The 17845-nt window shown below is 44.6% G+C and carries 7 protein-coding genes and 1 pseudogene; 4 read left to right on the top strand and 4 right to left on the bottom strand.

All coding sequences use genetic code 11. The features are described from left to right. Positions 1-394 (bottom strand): annotated as a pseudogene (locus QT992_RS15645) (hypothetical protein); the annotation flags it as partial. A 223-nt stretch (positions 395-617) separates the two neighbouring features. Here QT992_RS15645 and dpdE point away from each other — a divergent pair. Next, entirely contained in the window at positions 618-3941 is a 3324-nt protein-coding gene (gene dpdE / locus QT992_RS15650; protein ID WP_333377296.1) for a protein DpdE, read from the top strand. A gap of 543 nt (positions 3942-4484) precedes the next feature. Here dpdE and QT992_RS15655 read toward each other — a convergent pair. Beyond that, positions 4485-5135 carry a hypothetical protein gene (locus QT992_RS15655; RefSeq protein WP_333342130.1) on the bottom strand — a complete coding sequence of 217 codons (651 nt, stop codon included), beginning with the start codon at positions 5133-5135 and terminating at the stop codon, positions 4485-4487. Positions 5136-5209: 74 nt separating this feature from the next. Next, entirely contained in the window at positions 5210-8104 is a 2895-nt protein-coding gene (locus QT992_RS15660; protein WP_333342128.1) for a DUF3854 domain-containing protein, read from the bottom strand. An 849-nt stretch (positions 8105-8953) separates the two neighbouring features. On the opposite strand from QT992_RS15660, the gene QT992_RS15665 reads away from it, so the two are divergent. Further along, on the top strand, positions 8954-9667 hold the full coding sequence (locus tag QT992_RS15665) for a hypothetical protein (protein ID WP_333342127.1): 714 nt from the start codon (positions 8954-8956) through the stop codon (positions 9665-9667). A gap of 277 nt (positions 9668-9944) precedes the next feature. Here QT992_RS15665 and QT992_RS15670 read toward each other — a convergent pair whose 3' ends face one another. Beyond that, positions 9945-11384, bottom strand: coding sequence for a tyrosine-type recombinase/integrase (locus QT992_RS15670; RefSeq protein WP_333342125.1), 1440 nt, complete (start codon positions 11382-11384; stop codon positions 9945-9947). Positions 11385-12235: 851 nt separating this feature from the next. Here QT992_RS15670 and QT992_RS15675 point away from each other — a divergent pair. Together QT992_RS15675 and QT992_RS15680 are read left to right on the top strand one after the other, a co-directional pair. Then, a complete protein-coding gene (locus QT992_RS15675; RefSeq protein WP_333318347.1) occupies positions 12236-14140 on the top strand; it encodes a response regulator in 1905 nt (634 codons plus the stop codon). Positions 14141-14361: 221 nt separating this feature from the next. Next, entirely contained in the window at positions 14362-17796 is a 3435-nt protein-coding gene (locus QT992_RS15680; RefSeq protein WP_333377298.1) for a PAS domain S-box protein, read from the top strand. The last annotated feature ends 49 nt before the right edge of the window (positions 17797-17845 follow it).

The following is a 17845-nucleotide window of genomic DNA, read 5'->3' on the forward strand; positions in this document are numbered from 1 at the left end:
CAGGCAAGATGCCTGTTCCACAAGAAAATTTATCTTTTGTGGAACGGGCATCTTGCCCGTTCTTGAGAAGGGTGCAAGATGTGAGTTTTAACACATAGGTTGCACCCTTCTCAAGTAGCCTTTTAGGAACAGGCAAGATGCCTGTTCCACAAGAAAATTTATCTTTTGTGGAACGGGCATCTTGCCCGTTCTTGAGAAGGGTGCAAAATGTGAGTTTTAACACATAGGTTGCACCCTTCTCAAGTAGCCTTTTAGGAACAGGCAAGATGCCTGTTCCACAAGAAAATTTATCTTTTGTGGAACGGGCATCTTGCCCGTTCTTGAGAAGGGTGCAAGATGTGAGTTTTAACTCATAGGTTGCACCATTCTCAAGTAGCCTTTTAGGAACAGCCATCTTGCCTGTTCCACAAGAAAATTTATCTTTTGTGGAACGGGCATCTTGCCCGTTCTTCAGAATGGTGCAAAATGTGAGTTACTATGCTAAACTTATTTTTCTCAGAATACAAGATTGACTGTCATTTGACTAGAAAAGTGACGGCGGCAAAAATCGCATTTTGCTAAAAATTTTAACGTGAAAGGCGTTAGTGTATTCTAGTAAGTATTGTCAGGCTGAAACTATGATTGATGTTGGTTCGTTAGTTCGATCGCCCAGAAACGATTTGGGAGTCGGAAAAGTTGTCGAGGTATCGCGTACCGAGGCGGTAGTTGAATATTTTTGCTCAGTTAAAAACCGCATCCGCAAAACTGTGCCATTAAGTCTACTGCAAGAAGCTAGACTTCAGCGCCAAACCCGCTGCTACCTCTGGAGTACCACTCAGGAAAGATGGATAATTGGGCGAGTTTATGACTGGGATGAAGATAAATTAGAGTACGAAATTGACCTCCCCGACAGCCAAAGTTTGCAAGCTGTTGAAACCGAACTTTACGTTCGCTGCAATATCCCGATCGCCGATCCGATCGACATTTTAGCAGTCAAAGGCCAAGAAACGCCGTATTTTCACGATCGCCGATTGGCATTCGTTCAATCTGCGATCGAACAGCGGGCCGTCAGTCGCGGCATGACGGGTTTAATTTCTGCTAACATAGACCTCTATCCGCACCAAGTAGAAGTCGTCCGGCGCGTCCTAGAAGACCCAATCGTGCGCTATTTATTGGCAGACGAACCAGGACTCGGAAAAACAGTAGAAGCCGGCACAATTCTCCGCCAATTTCTGCTAGATGAACCCAACGGACGCGCTGTGGTTCTGGTTCCGAAATACTTGCTCGAACAGTGGCGGCAGGAGTTGGAAAATAAATTCTATTTGTCTCATTTTGCTGACCGAGTGCAGCTTGTGGCTGTTAGCGACATCAATCAAATTAGCCGCAACGCTAACTTAGATTTTCTGATTGTCGATGAAGCGCATGATGTGGCAGCAATGGCAAATTCGAGCGATCGCGCTCAGCAGCAGTCCTTTGAACTTTGTCAGAAACTAGCTCAGAAAAGCAAAAATGTATTGTTATTATCTGCAACGCCAGTTATCGGCCACGAGCAAGATTTTCTAACAATGCTGCATTTGCTAGATCCCACAACTTACCGTCTTGATGACCTGGAAAGCTTCAAAGAACAGGTGCAAAACCGTCAAGAAATCGGTCGCGCTTTGCTCGATTTCCGAGAAAATGCCAAGCCTGCTGTTTTGGCAACAAAAATCGCTCAACTTCGCACTATTTTTGCCAAAGATGATTATTTAATCGGATTAGCAACAGAGTTAGAAAGTTGTTTGAAAACGGAAGAAACAGCAGAACAGGCTCGGCTTGTCCGAACTATTCGCACTCATGTTAGAGATACCTACCGCCTGCATCGTCGCATCCTTCGCAACCGCCGGGATGCGGTTGAAGATGTGATTTTTGAGCGAGAGGCTGTCCCCAAAACTGAGTATGATCTGAATGATGAACAGTGGTCGGAAATTCAAACCGTACTCGATAAATGGCGCACAGTCGCTCCCAAGTCGAGCGAATATCAGAGAATATTTCTGCTATTTTTCCGCGCTTCGGGTACTTGGCTGAATGTTTTAGAACGGGTTGTCAAAGCTCGCTTGCAGAAAAAATCGACTCCTGAGCTCGATCGCGAATTTGGACAAAATGACACGACAATTTTGACCAAAACGGAGCTGTTTCCCGAAGAAAGGGAAATGCTGGAAACCTTGCTCAATACCCTGGAAAAGCCCCAGGAAGGACTCGATCGACTGAGTTTGTTACGAATCGCGATTCTCCGCTTTCTGGCAGTTGCTTTGAAGGTTCCGCGCGAGTATCACAGCAAACCTCGCGATTTGCTGTCGAGAATTCAACAGCAAATTAAACGACCGATTCCGGGCGAGCGTTTCCCGAAAATTGTGATTTTTACCAGTTTTACTGCAACTTGTAAAGAGATTGCGGAAAATTTAGCTAAAATCTTTGGTAAAAATGCGATCGCCAGCCATGACACGACCAAATCGGCTGATGATGTTGAGGCTAGTCTCAAGCGGTTTAAGACTGAACCCCATTGTTTTATCTTAGTGTGCGATCGATCGGCTGAAGCAGGGGTAAATCTGCAATTGACAGATTGGTTAGTTCACTTCGATTTGCCGTGGTTTCCCCATCAGTTAGAACAAAGACTCGGCAGAGTCGATCGCATTGGCAGCAAAATGGGAGTGCAATTTTGTTTGTTTGCAGGCCCGGATTTGCCAGAGAGTCCCCACGAAGCTTGGTTTCAAGTTTTAAAAGATGGGTTTGATATCTTCAACAAATCTATTGCCAGCCTTCAGTTTTATGCTGAGGAAAAAATTCTCAAACTTGAAGAAAAGTTGTTTGCTGAGGGAGGCAAGGGCTTATCAAGCGAAATTGAAGCGATTAAAACTGAAATCGAACAAGAGAAAATCAAAATTGACGAACAGTACGTTCTTGATGAAATTGATACTCTTGATGACAGTGCATCTCAGTATTTTGAATCTCTCGACAACTGCGATGCTAAGCATAAAGAAATGCAGCGGGCTACTGAAGGTTGGTTGTGTCAAGCTCTTCACTTCAAACAAATCGAACATCCGAGTGTATCGGGGTTGATGCGCTATAAACCTACTCAAAAAACGTTAATTCCCTCGAACGATTTGATGACCAGATTGGTTCCTTATTGCCAGCAATATGGTAGTTACAATCGCCGTATTGCTTATCAGAATGCGGATGTTGCTCTTTACCGCATTGGTGAGGGATTGATCGATGCAATTAGCTCTTATATTCGCTGGGACGATCGCGGTCAAGCTTTTGCCATGTGGCGGCATGATGAAAGTTGGGATGCTGCGCCTGGGAAGGAGTGGTTCGGCTTTCAGTTTAATTATTCAATCCAGACTGATGTGCAGCCAGCCGAGCAAGTTTTGCAAGCACAAAATATCGAAAATTACAACTTGAAAGCTTTGCAGCGCCGCGCTGATGCTCTGTTTCTCCAAATTTTTGAAACTGTGTTTGTAGATGCTCGCAGCCAGCAGATGTCACTGGTGGAAGATGCGGAAATTCTAGCGATTTTGCAGCGGCCTTATAAGGGGAAAGGCGGGCCAAATCGGGATTACAATTTGTCGAAAAATCGCACGTCGCTGATTGACAGTTTTGTCGATCCGCTAGAATGGGATGATTTTTGTCAAAAGGGACGGGTGGTATCGGAGGAATTGCTGCGCGGGCGATCGGCTTTTGTGGAAATGTGCGATCGATCTGCTGTTACTGCTGCTATCCAACTCGAAAACCGGGTGAATCAATTGCAATTGCGCTTGAATCGACTTTCTAAATCCGAACAACTTTTAGAATCGGTTTTGGCTGAGGAAATCAGTACGGAAAGTTTGTTGAGTCAAGCGGTTTTAGCTGGGATTCGCCGCCCGCACATGACTCTTGAGTCTGTGGGATTTATGGTGATTTCTGGGCGTCCTCCTGTAAAGGAGTAGCCATAAAACGCAAAATCAATAGTTTCAGCCATTCTCACTCTAGATTCTAGAGTAATTCTAGAGTGAGAACGTGTTTACGTCGTTTCAGACGTTCAGCTAGGTTACTTAAGAGTGATTTTTCTCTAGACAAATTCTAGTCGCACTACACGTAGCGATATTTGCGATCGCACTGCAGGCCTCAGAGCAAAATCGGGTTTTTCGATGGTAATTGCCATTTTAAATTTTGCTTTCTGGGATTTTAGGGCGAAAAAGTCGCAAGCCCTAGGGTGCAGGGTGAGGTAGTGCTTTTAAGTCTTCATTTTTGGGGATAGCCGCCAGTAATAGGCGGCTGTTACTGGCGGCTATGAATAAAAATAGACTTGACACTCAGGGTAAATCACTACCGACACCATACCGTACTCGCTCTAGAGCCTAGGGGACGCAAGCTTTCATTAGCTTGGCTTTACCGTGGCATATATATTTTGCTGGCACGGTAGTTCGATCGTGTCACTCACACTATGTGCATGATGTGAATGAACTACCGTGCCGTGCGATCGCACTGAGTTAAGGTAACAAGCTATCCAGCATATCCAAAATTTCCTCTAGATCTGCTAGGTCGCACTTGGACTTCTTGCGCTTGGCTTTTAATTGGTTGAGTAAGCGGCCCGCTTCTGGTAGCTTAAATTTAGCTACTGGCGTTGTCGGCGGGTTGACCTGTACTGTCTCAAGTTGTGATCGAGCTTCCTCTAACTGTTGATTAAGTTTTTCCCTTTCAGTCTCTGAGTTATCTAACATACTCTGTAACCGCTGATTCTCGATACGTACCGCATCTAGTTCCTGCCTGAGTGATTCAGCCTCACCCTCACTCAGGGCAAGGGATTTTCCCGGCAGTACCTCTACAGCAACACTTCCAATATGTGTGTTACTTGTTGCCGGAGTAGGTATGTTGTTCTTGGCAGGTATGTCACTATAATGCTTAACTGGTATGTTACTAGATTTAGATGGTGTGTTACTCGCAGGTGATGGTGTGCTACCTTCTTCTGTTACGGTAGCATCGGCTGCTGTACCGAAAAATTCAGTCAGTACAGCATTGACGCCAGCCGAAAACATAGTACCCTTCTTAGACTTCAGCCCCTTCTGTTCGCAGAAAGCGATTAACGCTTGTTCGACTTCGGGTGCGAGGTAAACAGCGATGTGTTTCTTGTCGGTAGCCATAGTATGTCACTTTTTTTAGTATGATACCAACATAACACACTATTTAAAAAGTAACATACCCAGATATGTAATTGTTACAGCTTTCTCAAGTAGGGAAAACTATCCACGCCCATTGGAATCGTAACCATCATTCTCTTGCCTTCAATTTCCACGTAATAGTCAAGCTCCCTTGCCCCATATCCAATATCGGCAATTATGCCCTTTTGCCCCTGGTAATCGCTTTTTAGGGTAATTTCCACCGAGTCACCGATTGCCAAGGGTTGTTTCTGAGTTGTTGGCTGAGTGTCATTTTCTTTTTTGCCCTTAAGAGCTTGTTTGAAAAAACCCCTCAAGTGAAGTCCATCGGTGCTCTTAATAAATTTCCTTATCTCTTCTATTTTTTCGGTATCGCCGCTCGCTTCTGCTTCGCGGTATTCGTCAGCCATCCTTTTCGCCCGCTGTCTGTTGGCGGTGGTTTGCATATAAGCAGGACTTGAAGGGGTACTTGCAGGACTTGAAGGGGTACTTGCAGGACTTGAAGGGGTACTTGCAGGACTTAGTGCAGGACTTAGTGCAGGACTTAAACCCTTGTCTTGTAAAGGGTTTGCAGGACTTGCAGGACTTGAGGGGGCAACTTCCTTTACTTCCAGTTTTTCCTGTTTTTCTTGACCTACACTTTTTGTTTTTTCGGTGTTTTCACTTTCTGCCAAAATGTTTGGGGATAAGTCCTGCAAGTCCTGCAAACCTATATCCCGTAAGGGTGGAAGTCCTGCACTAACTCCTGCAGAAGTGCTGCAAGTGCTGTCAGAAGTCCTGCAAAGCGGTGCTAGTTGTTGGGAATAGGTGAGGTGGTAGTCATTTTTACCCCTCAACCTTAAGCCGACAAAAGTGACGTGCCGGCCACTCCGATCGCGAACGACTGGCAGGTGCAGTTCGGCGCAAAGTTTCTCTAGACCCGGCGAAAAAGTTGTCAGGCTCATCGCAGGTTTTTTAATTTCCTCACAAAAATCTTTATAACTGTCAAACAGGTCGCCCGCACGGATTGATGTTCCATCCTCGACAATTAGCTCCATCTCAAAGAAAGCGGCCAAGCTGTCCATCCGTACCTTCATATCCCATTCAGCAGCCTTGAAATCTGCAATCTCAGCATCGCCGATACCCTGAATCGCCTGCTTCACTTCACTACTGGGGAGTGAAAGTGCGATCGCGATTAACGAGGCAATCTCACCGTCAAATGTGGCTTCCATCTCGGAGTTTCGCAGGTGTTTGGGGATGGCATTTTCAAAATTAACCAGACACAAGCGCCGCTCTAGCCCGGTAGTGTTTCCCATGAAGATAGGGTCATTGCTACAGATAAGCAGCAGTCCGTAAAAATGGGAGTTTGCCGCTGGCTGGTACACTTCCCGATAGTTGACGTTATCCCCACCAGTTAGTCGGAGAATGCTGTCAACACCCACGGGCTTACGTTCATCGCCAAAAACTACTAATTGCTTGTCAATGATGCTAGCTAAGGTTGATCCGTCTTTCAGGCTGTCGAGGCTGCAAGGTTGGCTATTGCCCTTGCCTACGATTTTTTCCATTAACCGGGAGCAAGTACCCTTACCGGAACCCGGAACCCCTATAAAGTGAACAAACTGCTGATATCCGTAAAAGCTAAACCGGAGGCAACTGTTGATGATTGCCAGTAGCTTGAATATTTTCTTGACATCACCCTGCATCGCCGTCTGAAAGAATTGGTTAATATTAGGGCAATTTACCTTTAGTGCTTCCAGCGGTGCGCTTAAATCGCCTGTTAGTGGCTGGTAGGGAAAGGGTAAATAGGAAGTAAATCCCATGCCGGGTGAGTGTGGCAAGGTTTCAAGGGTATCGCCGTCAAGTACGCAGTTCTCAAAATTGACGTATCGGGACTTATCCCACGTCTGCCAGTAGACTTCTCGCAGGTAACACTTGAGCATTTCAATGACGTTGTTAACGTACTCAATCCCGCTGTAGTTGATGCCCTTTGCATCCAGCGTAGTAACAATCAGGCTTTTAAACGGGCCCGGTTTTATCTTTTCCCAACACTTGCCAGTCCATCCCCGCCATGTTTGCTGTTCTTCGTGGTATTTCCAATGGGGGCGATACTCTTCAGCCAACTCTGCCGCAATTTCGCGGGGTGTCGGTGGTTTTTTGCCTTTGACTAGCGAACGGGTATCGCCTCTGTCATGCGATTCGATAGCGCTATCAGCTTTTATCAGAATTGCCCTGAAAGCTTCAATCCCCTTGTTGTTGATAAAATCATCCATCCCTTTACCGTCCTCTGATGCCCATTTACCCGTGACTGATAGTACCTCGCAGCCAGAGGCTTTCAGGAATTTAGCGAGCTTTGTTTCTGCACGGCGAACATTCTTTATGGTTTCCACGTTCTCAGGTGGATCGGAATCATAAGAGATGATAAAGTTAAAACCCGCTTCAGCTAATCGTTTCAATGCAGGGACTAAATCGGGTTCACCTTTTGCTTTTGGGGTTAATCCCATATCTATCCCCATTAGGGCTACCGTTGGAATGCCGTGCATACAGCCTGTAATCGCTTTTATGCAGCCTTCAGTAATTAGCAAGTAAGGTTTGCCGTTAATGGTGAAGCATCGGGTTTTAAGCGCCTCTAAATCAGTCCAATACGCTTCGATTTCTGGATGATTGGCAAGGAAAGCGTCATATTCACCTTTCGGGGTACGGTACTTGGGAAGCTTTCCATCCTTTGAAGCCCACGGGGTAATCGGTCGGAGTTGCAATTGCTCCATCCCGTCACTGTAGAACACGATACAGGGTGATTTTGCTTCATATCCCAGTAATATCGTGGCTTTCGGGATATCCGCGCTCCCACAACTTGCGTACATCCAGTCGAGGGTAAGCTTGCGCTCGATTCTCAGATACTCTTGGTCGGCGGCATTGAGTAAAGATTTGTTGCGAGTAGCGGCAACAGTTTGAGAAATTGATGATACACTGTCCATAGCGGTTGTTCCTTTTGTAAGGGTGGATAACCGCTATCCCTGGTGTTAGTGATTGGAGACAATTGCCGTGATATACCCTTCCGGCAAGGGGACTTTCTAGAAAATTGCTAGAAAAAGTCTAGAAAATAATGCTAAGTTGAAACTGAATTTTAAATTTGATTGTCTCCCGTTCACCTTTATCAGAGGTAGCGGGGCTTTTTTTGCCTGCGGGTGCAAGCGGACAAATTCTGCTGTTGGAATTATAACCTACAACCAGATGGCAAATATCCCACAAATAATTGCTATACAACGCTATACTTCTTCTCGAACCTCTATAGGTCTAGGAATATTTTCTCGTATATTAAAGTCTATACAAAGCGAGAAAAATTTATACTGAATCTCACAAATATTTATACACAAGACGCATTTTCCTTACTTTGTATAACAGCCGCCCATGTTAGGCGGCTGTTACAGGCGGCTAAGATAAAAAATGAAGGCATACGGGGAATCTACCTAAATTACACTTCTCTCTATTTTCTAGAGACCTTACGGGTCTCTTGTGTAATTTTCTACCCTAATATGCCAATTCTTCTCTTTCCGAGCTGGAGCTCAAACTCAAGTATTATGCCGTTAAACTCTTTGACTCAAGACTCTAATCGCTTGTGTCAGGTGACTAAAAGCTTGCTAGCCGACTGTAGGGTAGTTCTGATAATGTCCGTTTTGGTATGGCGTCGGGTTCACAAAACTTAACCTATCAGGGATTGACTTGGCACGCAAAATACTGCGATCGTAAAAAGCGAGAAACAGCCACCGGGTTGCACCCCGATGACTGCTGTTTTCTCAATTGTTGACGCAATTGAGAATATTATTATGTCACAACAGTCCGCTCCACATACCCCACGATCGGCTTCTCTTAACTATTCGTGGGACAAGCCCCTTGCTCTACGATGGTATCGAGATGCCGTATTTGATAGCATCCGTCACACCGAGGCCTTTGCTTGCATTGATATCGCCACTGGCGTTAAGCCGTGGCTGTACTACTACCAGGCCCCCGTGCTACTACCAGAGCAATGTGACTCCCTTTACGGTGTCGAGCCAAAAACTACCGACAGGTTGATTCGCAACTTTGAAGCCCAATTGGTAGGGGATGGTTTGTTTGCTTGCCCGGAAACATTTGTCCAATACTCAGAGCCTGTACTGGGTATCTGTTGGATCGGGAAGCCTCACCTTAACTACCTACTCCCTCCACGGGCCGTACTTAAATTGGCTTGTTGGATGCCTGCTACTACCGAGGTATTACGGGTACTAACGTGCTTAGAAGCGATCGCAAAAAAAGCATATGAGCCACTACCCGAATCGGTGAGGATGTCTCAACACTATCGGATAGTGGAACGACGTACCGCCCCAAAGGACAAGGTTGCAATGGTAGCAGAAGCACAAGAACTAGGGCTTTATGCCTACGCCAAACACTTCGGAGACCTTAAATCGGGCATTACCTATAAGCGGTTGCTTACCCATTACGATCGCGGCGGACAGTTCCCGCCAACACGGCAAGAGCTAAACGATTTGTTGATTGAGTTTTAATCCGTCGGTCGCCTGGCACGGAAAGTAAAAAGCTAGAATCACATCATCTGCATAGTGTGACTCTAGCTTTTTTTTGTCTTCATTTCCAGTCACAGCCGCCAGTAATAGGCGGCTGTTACTGGCGGCTGTGATAAAGAATGAAGGCACAGACTAAGGCAAGCTTCCCTACTTTCACTCACATCATGTGCATAACTCGATTGAAGATTTCCGGTTGCCGTGCCGTGCGATCGTACTGCCAAAAAAAAACCGCCCTTTTAAGGGGGCGGTAGTGGGAGAGCTAAACTTCTACAATTCTTGTTTTCTCACTTACTCCTAGGTAATGTCTGAGAATCACATCTACACTGTTACCGCAGGAAGTAGCAATATAGAGTAAAGCATTGTTATCGTGTTTATTAGCGTGTGCCGTAAGAGTTATGTAAGTATGGCGTGCATGATAAAGAGGTAAATATCCTGAAATCTTACCTTCTTCTACTAACTGAGTAACTACACCGGGATACGTGTAAACAACCTTAGTTCCATCACTCAATTCCTTAGAATTGTTAAACCCTCGCCATTTTTTAGCAATTGCTGACTGATGTCGATATTTTCCATCTTCATTAGGAAAAACTAAACTGTTTGAGCTTTCACTTTTTAACTTCAATAATAACTCCCTTAATCGAGAATTCTCACTAAAGTAAAAGAATCGCACATCTCCAGTTTTAGTCTCTTTGAGTTTTCTAGTTGTCACACCTAGTGACTTGCTAAATCGAATTAGATTTCGATCAAAGTCGATATCTCTCCAAACAAGAGGGATAGCTTCAGCAGTTCTACACCCAGTCAAAAAGTAAAACTCAATCAAGGGTGCATAATCTCTATCGCTTGCTTTTTCTGATTCATAAAAAGCCTTGATAATGATGTCACGCTCTTCTCTAGTAAAAGCACGTCTATCATCCTCTAAAGCTTTCTCATCTAATACCTCGTGCCATTCTTTCTCTACTCCATTAACAAGTTTAGAAGCGTACTTTTGTTGAGTTGTAATAGCAGGGGTACTAAATTTGTCAAGCGTAAAAGGGTTCTCAGTAGTCGGATTTACCAACATTCCCTTAATTTTTGAAAAATCAAAAGCTCGATTGAGTTCATTTATGAAATACGTCTTGCGAGACATCTTCATATTTTCTATTGCAATTAGAATGTTAGCCTTGTCATCCAATCGAAAAACAGATAAATCTGTTTCTGATTGGATGTGTTTGTTAGTTTTTCTGTCCCATACCTTACCCAAAAGAGTATTAGACATTGTTTTAAAAACATCTACAAAGGTTGACTCTTCAATTACTGTTTTCTTCCATTCAAGGTACGCTTCCCACATCTCCCCTACAGTGATTTCGGGTTCTGGTTGCTTAGCACCTGGTAGTTGCAGCACGTCGGCTAACTTGCCGTATTTACCGCCCCCTAAGCCGTACTTGGCAAGCGTCGGATCGAATAACTTGTCCCACTCAGGGTGGTCAAGGTCGGATTCCATTGCTATTGCTAGCTGGGTAGCTCGTTTCCAATCTTCTGGGTTGTCAGCACTAAAGCCGTACTTAGTCAGGTACAGGTAGTTAGGCTTACCCTTGAGTGATTTACCCTTTAACTGTTCCCACAACGGTGTGTGACGCTTAGGGAACGCTAACCGCAAAGAATTGCCGTCAGCAGTAACGCTTACATCACAAGACTGTTGAGGACGTTTGTCGCTTCTCATGGTTGTTTCTCCTGAAACTATTGATTTATCAAGGTTCTGTGTTTTCTAGACGGATTCTAGATTCCTGCACTTGTCTTCATTTTTTATCACGGCCGCCTGTTACGGGCGGCTAAGACTGAAAATAGTATAGCATCTTCATCTCCGACTTGTAAAGTCGGAGGATGAAGGATAATTGGTTTGGGAGGGCGATCGCTCTTTGTGAGCATCTCAGTTTTGCATTTACAGTGCGAGCGTCCCCGCTCGCGTATTGTACAATAGACCTCTTGCAAAAATCCTTTTCATCAATTGATGGGACGGGCTCTCCGGCCCGTCCCACAAGAGTTATTTTTTCTTGTGGGATGGGCCGGAAAGCCCGTCCTAATTATTTTTGCAAGAGGTCTAATACGTGAGCGGGGACGCTCGCACTACAGTAAAAAAAATGCTTTTTACAAAACTGAGATGCTCCCATCGCTCTTTTTGGGGGCGATTCCCTACGGGATAGCTTCGCTTCACGCTTTTTTGAACTGCAGATGCAGGCGGGTAGATGCGGATGGACGCAGATGGAGGAAAGGGCGATCGGTTTTATCTAAACGGGAGCATCTCAGTTTTGCATTTACAGTGCGAGCGTCCCCGCTCGCGTATTGTACAATACGCGAGCGGGGACGCTCGCACTACAATAAAAAAATGCTTTTTACAAAACTGAGATGCTCCCTATCTAAACTGCGGAAGTGACAGCAATTTTTAGGTTATGGGACTGCAAAAATGATAAGATAAAAGCAGTAGTAATGAGTAGCAGTGATTTAGTTAAAAGCCACGCTTCGGCCTGACATTAAAGCGCGTCGATCGCATGGAAATTAAACCACACAGCCAAAATGAAGAAGTCTCAAATAAAAATTCTGCTCGTAGAGGACGATGGAGGGCTGAGAGCAACACTGGCAAATGTGTTGGAAGCAAATCATTACGGGTTGGATCGGGCAAATGATGGACAAGTGGGCCTAGACTTGGCAGCAGCAATTGAGTACGATCTAATTGTGTTAGACGTGCAGGTTCCCAAACTCGATGGAATTAGTCTATGTCGGCAATTGCGATCGCAAGGCTACCACAAACCGATCTTGTTAATGACGGCAAAGGATTCAGATGCGGAGGTGGTGGCTCTTTTCGATGCGGGAGCCGATGATTACATCAGCAAGCCTTTTGCTACGGAAGTATTACTGGCAAGAATCCGAACTTTATTGCGACGCAGTAAAGCACTTTCCCCAGGATGTTCTACTCAGAAGTCAGCGGCTAATACATTGACTTGGGGAGAGCTTTGTTTAGATTTAGAGTCTGGTAGAGTGACATTTTGCGAACAAATAATTTCACTGACACCGACAGAATATAATCTGCTGGAATTATTACTGCGAAATCCCGATCGCATCTTTAGTCGCAGTGCTATTTTGGATCGTCTGTGGGGATTTGATGACGCACCCAGCGATCGCGCCATTATCACTCATATTAAGGATGTCAGAAAGAAACTGAAGGCCGGCGGCTTAACTGAAGAAATCATCGAAACAGTTTATGGCATGGGCTATCGACTGAAACCGTACCCCCAATCTGCGTCGTCTAGTTCAAATAATCCTGGGATTGAACGCACCCAAAAACATCAATCTCGCGCGGTAGATAAGTCCGAGACCGACAAAGTTTTAGAGCGATTTCGGGGATGCTTCAACCAACAAATTGCTGTATTGGAAGAGGCAAAAACGGCTCTATTAGCAGGAAATTTAGAAACAGAATTACAGCAAGCGGCAAAACATGAAGCTCATAAATTGGCGGGATCTCTGGGATCTTTTGGTTATCCCGAAGGCTGGAAATTGGCACGCTCGGCAGAGCATTTGCTAATAAAATATGGCTCTTTGACTGCTGAGGAAATTACCCGCTTCTCGGAATTGGTGACAGGATTACAGCAGGAATTAGCCAAAACACCGATTACATCAACGGCTGTACCAGTTTCTACTATTTCAACTTTCAACTATCGGGTTTTGGTAGTTGATGATGATGCTGCATTAACGGAGCGATTGAAAGTAGAATCCGAAGCTTGGGGATTGCGGATGAAAATTGCGCCGAATATTACTGATGCCCGATCGCGTCTTGCACTGTCAATGCCCGATGTGATGTTACTAGATTTAAGCTTTGCAGAGACAGAGGAAGATGGATTGACGCTACTGCGAGAGCTCGCCGAGCGATCGCCTAACCTGCCTATAATTGTCTTTACCGGACGAGATAGTCTTGCCGATCGCTTGGCAGTATCGCGCTTAGGTGCTAAGCAATTTCTCCACAAACCTGCAACCACCGAGCAAATTTTTCGAGCCATCGCCCGTGTTTTACCCAGTCCCAAAACTTCAGAAGCGAAAGTCTTAATCGTAGATGATGACCCTGTGATGCTGGTTAAATTATCAGCCTTACTCACTCCTTGGGGAATTGAGGTGACAATTCTCAAAGAACCACAGCAATTTTGGGAGGTGTTAATTAGCACTGAACCCGATTTAGTAGTGCTTGATCTAGAAATGCCGATCGTTAGCGGGTTAGAATTGTGTCAGGTGGTGCGACAAGATATCCAATGGGAAAATTTACCGATTTTGGTGGTGACAGCCCATACCGATCCAGAATCTCTCCAACAAGCCTTTGCAGCGGGAGCCGATGATTTTATTACCAAGCCGGTACTAGGGCCTGAATTAGTCACGCGGGTACTCAGCCGAATCAGGCGCAGTCGTCCTTTACTTCAGGGTGGGAATACTTAAATAAAACTTATACCAATTTTTTATGAGGCCCCGTAGAATCCGATCCCCCCTAGCCCCCCTTAATAAGGGTGGGACAAGATTCCGATCTTTCGTCCCCCTTAAGAAGGGGGATTTAGGGGGATCGAGATATGTGCAACTTCACATTAAATTGGTATTACGCACAAGGGCTAAAAACCTGGTTTCTGCCTCAATCTAAAAAATGTAATTAATTAAGTAGATTAATGATAGAACATACTGATGAGAATAATGGGGAATTGCAACAACAGCAACAACAAATCCTTGCTAAAACAGCACTTTCTCTCTCCGAATCCGTCAATCTAGAAGATATTTTCAACACTACGGTAACGGAACTCAGAAACATTCTGCAATGCGATCGCGTAATTATCTTCCAATTTGCTCCCGACTGGAGCGGAAAGGTGTTGGTAGAGTCAGTTGGTTCAGAATGGACAGCCATCTTATCCACTCAGATACACGATCCTTGCGTGGGTGAAAGCTATATCGCACCATTCAAACAAGGCTTATTCACCTCTAAATCTGATATTTATACTGCCGAAATTGATCCTTGTCACCGGGCCTTCCTGACCACTTTTCAAGTTAGAGCTAACCTGGTTATTCCTATCCTTAAGGGAGAAGAACTTTGGGGATTATTGATTGCCCATCACTGTGCAGCACCTCGCGAATGGCAACCATCAGAAATTGAACTCATGCGACAGCTAGCAACTAAAGCTGGAATTGCCATTCAGCAAGCTGATTTATTTCCTCAAGTACAAACGGAAGTGAGCGAGCGCCAACAAGCAGGAATTTCCCTACAGCAACTCCATACTGAACTCGAACAACCAGGCATAGAACAAACACCAGAACTCAGTGAAGTCAACGATAGCTTGCAACACTCTATCACTCAAGTTGAAGACCTCTATAATAAGGCTCCCTGTGGCTATCATTCTGTAGATGCTGCAGGAACAATAATTATGATTAATGATACGGAACTGAAGTGGTTAGGCTATTCCCGCGAGGAAATTGTGCACAAAAAGAAATTTGTTGATTTAATCACGATGGAAAGTAAAAAAAATTATTATCAAAACTTTCCCTTATTTAAAAAACAAGGCTGGATCGAGAATTTAGAGTTTCAGCTATTGACTAAAAATGGAAAACCCCTTTGGATTAACCTAAATGCTACAGCAATTTATGATGAAGCAGGTAACTTCATGATGAGTCGTTCTAGCGTATTTGATATCACCGATCGCAAACGTACAGAAGAAGCATTCCGCCAATATGAACGCATCGTATTCAATACAACAGATGGGATTGTGTTGATGGATTGCAACTATATTTATCAAATAGTCAATCAAGCTTATTTGAATTGGTGCAACAAATCTGAAAGCGAAGTTATCGGAAATTCTGTTAGAAATATTCTGAATCCCGACGTGTTCGATAACATGATAAAACCTCGGTTAGACAGATGTTTGACGGGCGAAAAGATTCAGTATGAAAACTGGTTTGATTCTCCAAATTCAGTCAGGCAATTTTTGAGCGTTACTTATACACCTTTACGTGATGCAGGCGAAAATATTGTAGGGATAATCGTTATTGTTCGCGATCTGACTAAGCTTAAACAAGCCGAACAAATGCTGGAGCTTCAGGCTGTCATTACCCGCAACATGGCCGAAGGCATTTGTTTAGTAAGAACAGATAATGCACTTATTGTCTATGCCAATCCTAAATTTGAGCAGATGTTTGGCTATGACTTGGGCGAACTCAACGGTCACCACGTTTCAATTCTCAACTATGGCAGCGCATCGGTCAGTCCTGAAGATGTAAATAAAGCTATTCGGTCTGCCGTTTTACAAACGGGTGAATTTAGCTATGAAGTTCAGAATGTCAAGAAAGATGGGACTCCATTTTGGTGCAGTGCAACTTGCTCTGTATTCAATCATTCCGACTATGGCGATGTTCTGGTGGCAGTTCATCAAGATATCACAGTAGCGAAGCACCTCGAAGAACTTCGACAAGAGGCGGCAGCAGCCTTACTACAGAAATCCCGAAAGGAAAATTTGCTCTGGAGGATTACTCAAGGGATTCGCCAATCTTTGGATCTGAATGCCGTTCTAAATACTGCTGTTACTGAAATCAGGCAGACATTACAAACGGATCGCACTGCCATTTACCGCTTTAATCCTGATTGGAGTGGTGATTTTGTCGTGGAGTCAGTTGGTGAGGATTGGGTAAAACTGATAGGAAGCGAACTTCAAAAAACTTGTGCAGATACCTATCTGCAAGAAACTCACGGCGGTCGATTCCGCAATCATGAAAATTTTGTTATTAATAATATTTACAGCGCTGAACTTCAACCCTGTCATATCGAGCTAGTGGAACAATTTCAAGCAAAAAGTTATGCAGTTTTCCCGATATTTTTGAGAGACAATCTCTGGGGTTTGTTAGCTATATACCAAAATAATGCACCTCGTAAATGGCAATCATGGGAAATAGACTTACTTGAACAGATTGCCAGCCAATTGTCGATCGCCATTCAGCAATCCCAACTCTACCGACAACTTCAGGTCGAACTGCAAGAACGCAAGCAAGCCGAAGCCACGATCCGAGAAGCCGAACGACGCTGGCGATCGCTTTTGGATAACGTGCAGTTGATTGTTGTCGGACTTGATATAAGGGGAAATGTCAATTACGTTAATCCTTTCTTCTTACAACTCACAGGATATACTCAGCCAGAAGTGATCGGAAAAAATTGGTTTAAAAAATTATTACCCCGTTCTATTCAACAATCGCTTCCAGTTGTTTTTTCGGAAGTTTTAGCCCAGCAATATGGTCCCTATTATCAAAATCCCATCTTGACCAAATCGGGTGAAGAACGGTTCATTGCTTGGAACAATACCGTTTTGCAAGATTCAGAGGGAAACATCATTGGAACTATCAGCATTGGGGAAGATATTACCGAACGACAAAGGATCGAACACATTAAAGATGAGTTCATTGGCATTGTCAGCCATGAACTTCGCACTCCTTTGACAGGAATTCAAATGTCATTGGGGCTAATAAAAAGTGGGGTTTATGATAAAAAACCCGAAAAATCTAGACGCATGATTGAAATAGCCCTCCTCGATACCAATCGTTTAGTGAACCTGGTTAATGATATTTTAGATTTGGAGCGCCTAGACTCCGGGCGGGCAATTGTGGAGAAAACCCTTTGCAAAGCTGCCGATTTGATGCAGCAAGCAGTAGATAGCATTCAGGCGATCGCTACTCAACAGCAGATATCATTAATCGTTACCCCCACGGATGCCGAAGTCTGGGCAACAGGAGATGCGATCGTCCAAACCTTAACAAATTTGCTCAGTAATGCGATTAAATTCTCACCTGCCGATTCCACAATTCATCTGAGTGCCGAAAACCAGACAGACTTTGTGCTGTTCCAAGTTAGCGATCGCGGGCGAGGCATTCCTGCCGATAAACTAGAACTCATTTTTGGGCGATTTCAGCAAGTCGATGCCTCCGACTCCCGTGAAAGAGGAGGCACCGGTTTAGGTTTAGCAATCTGTCGCAGTATAGTGGAGCGGCATGGCGGCAAAATCTGGGCGGAAAGTATCTTAGGTGAAGGCAGCACATTTTGCTTTACCCTACCCTTACGCACCATTGAATAACGCTTAGATTAATCTGTAGCATCAATCCACAATCCAAAATCTCCAATCC

It is taken from the genome of Microcoleus sp. T3_D1 (assembly GCF_036700405.1).
Taxonomy (GTDB): Bacteria; Cyanobacteriota; Cyanobacteriia; order Cyanobacteriales; family Microcoleaceae; genus Microcoleus.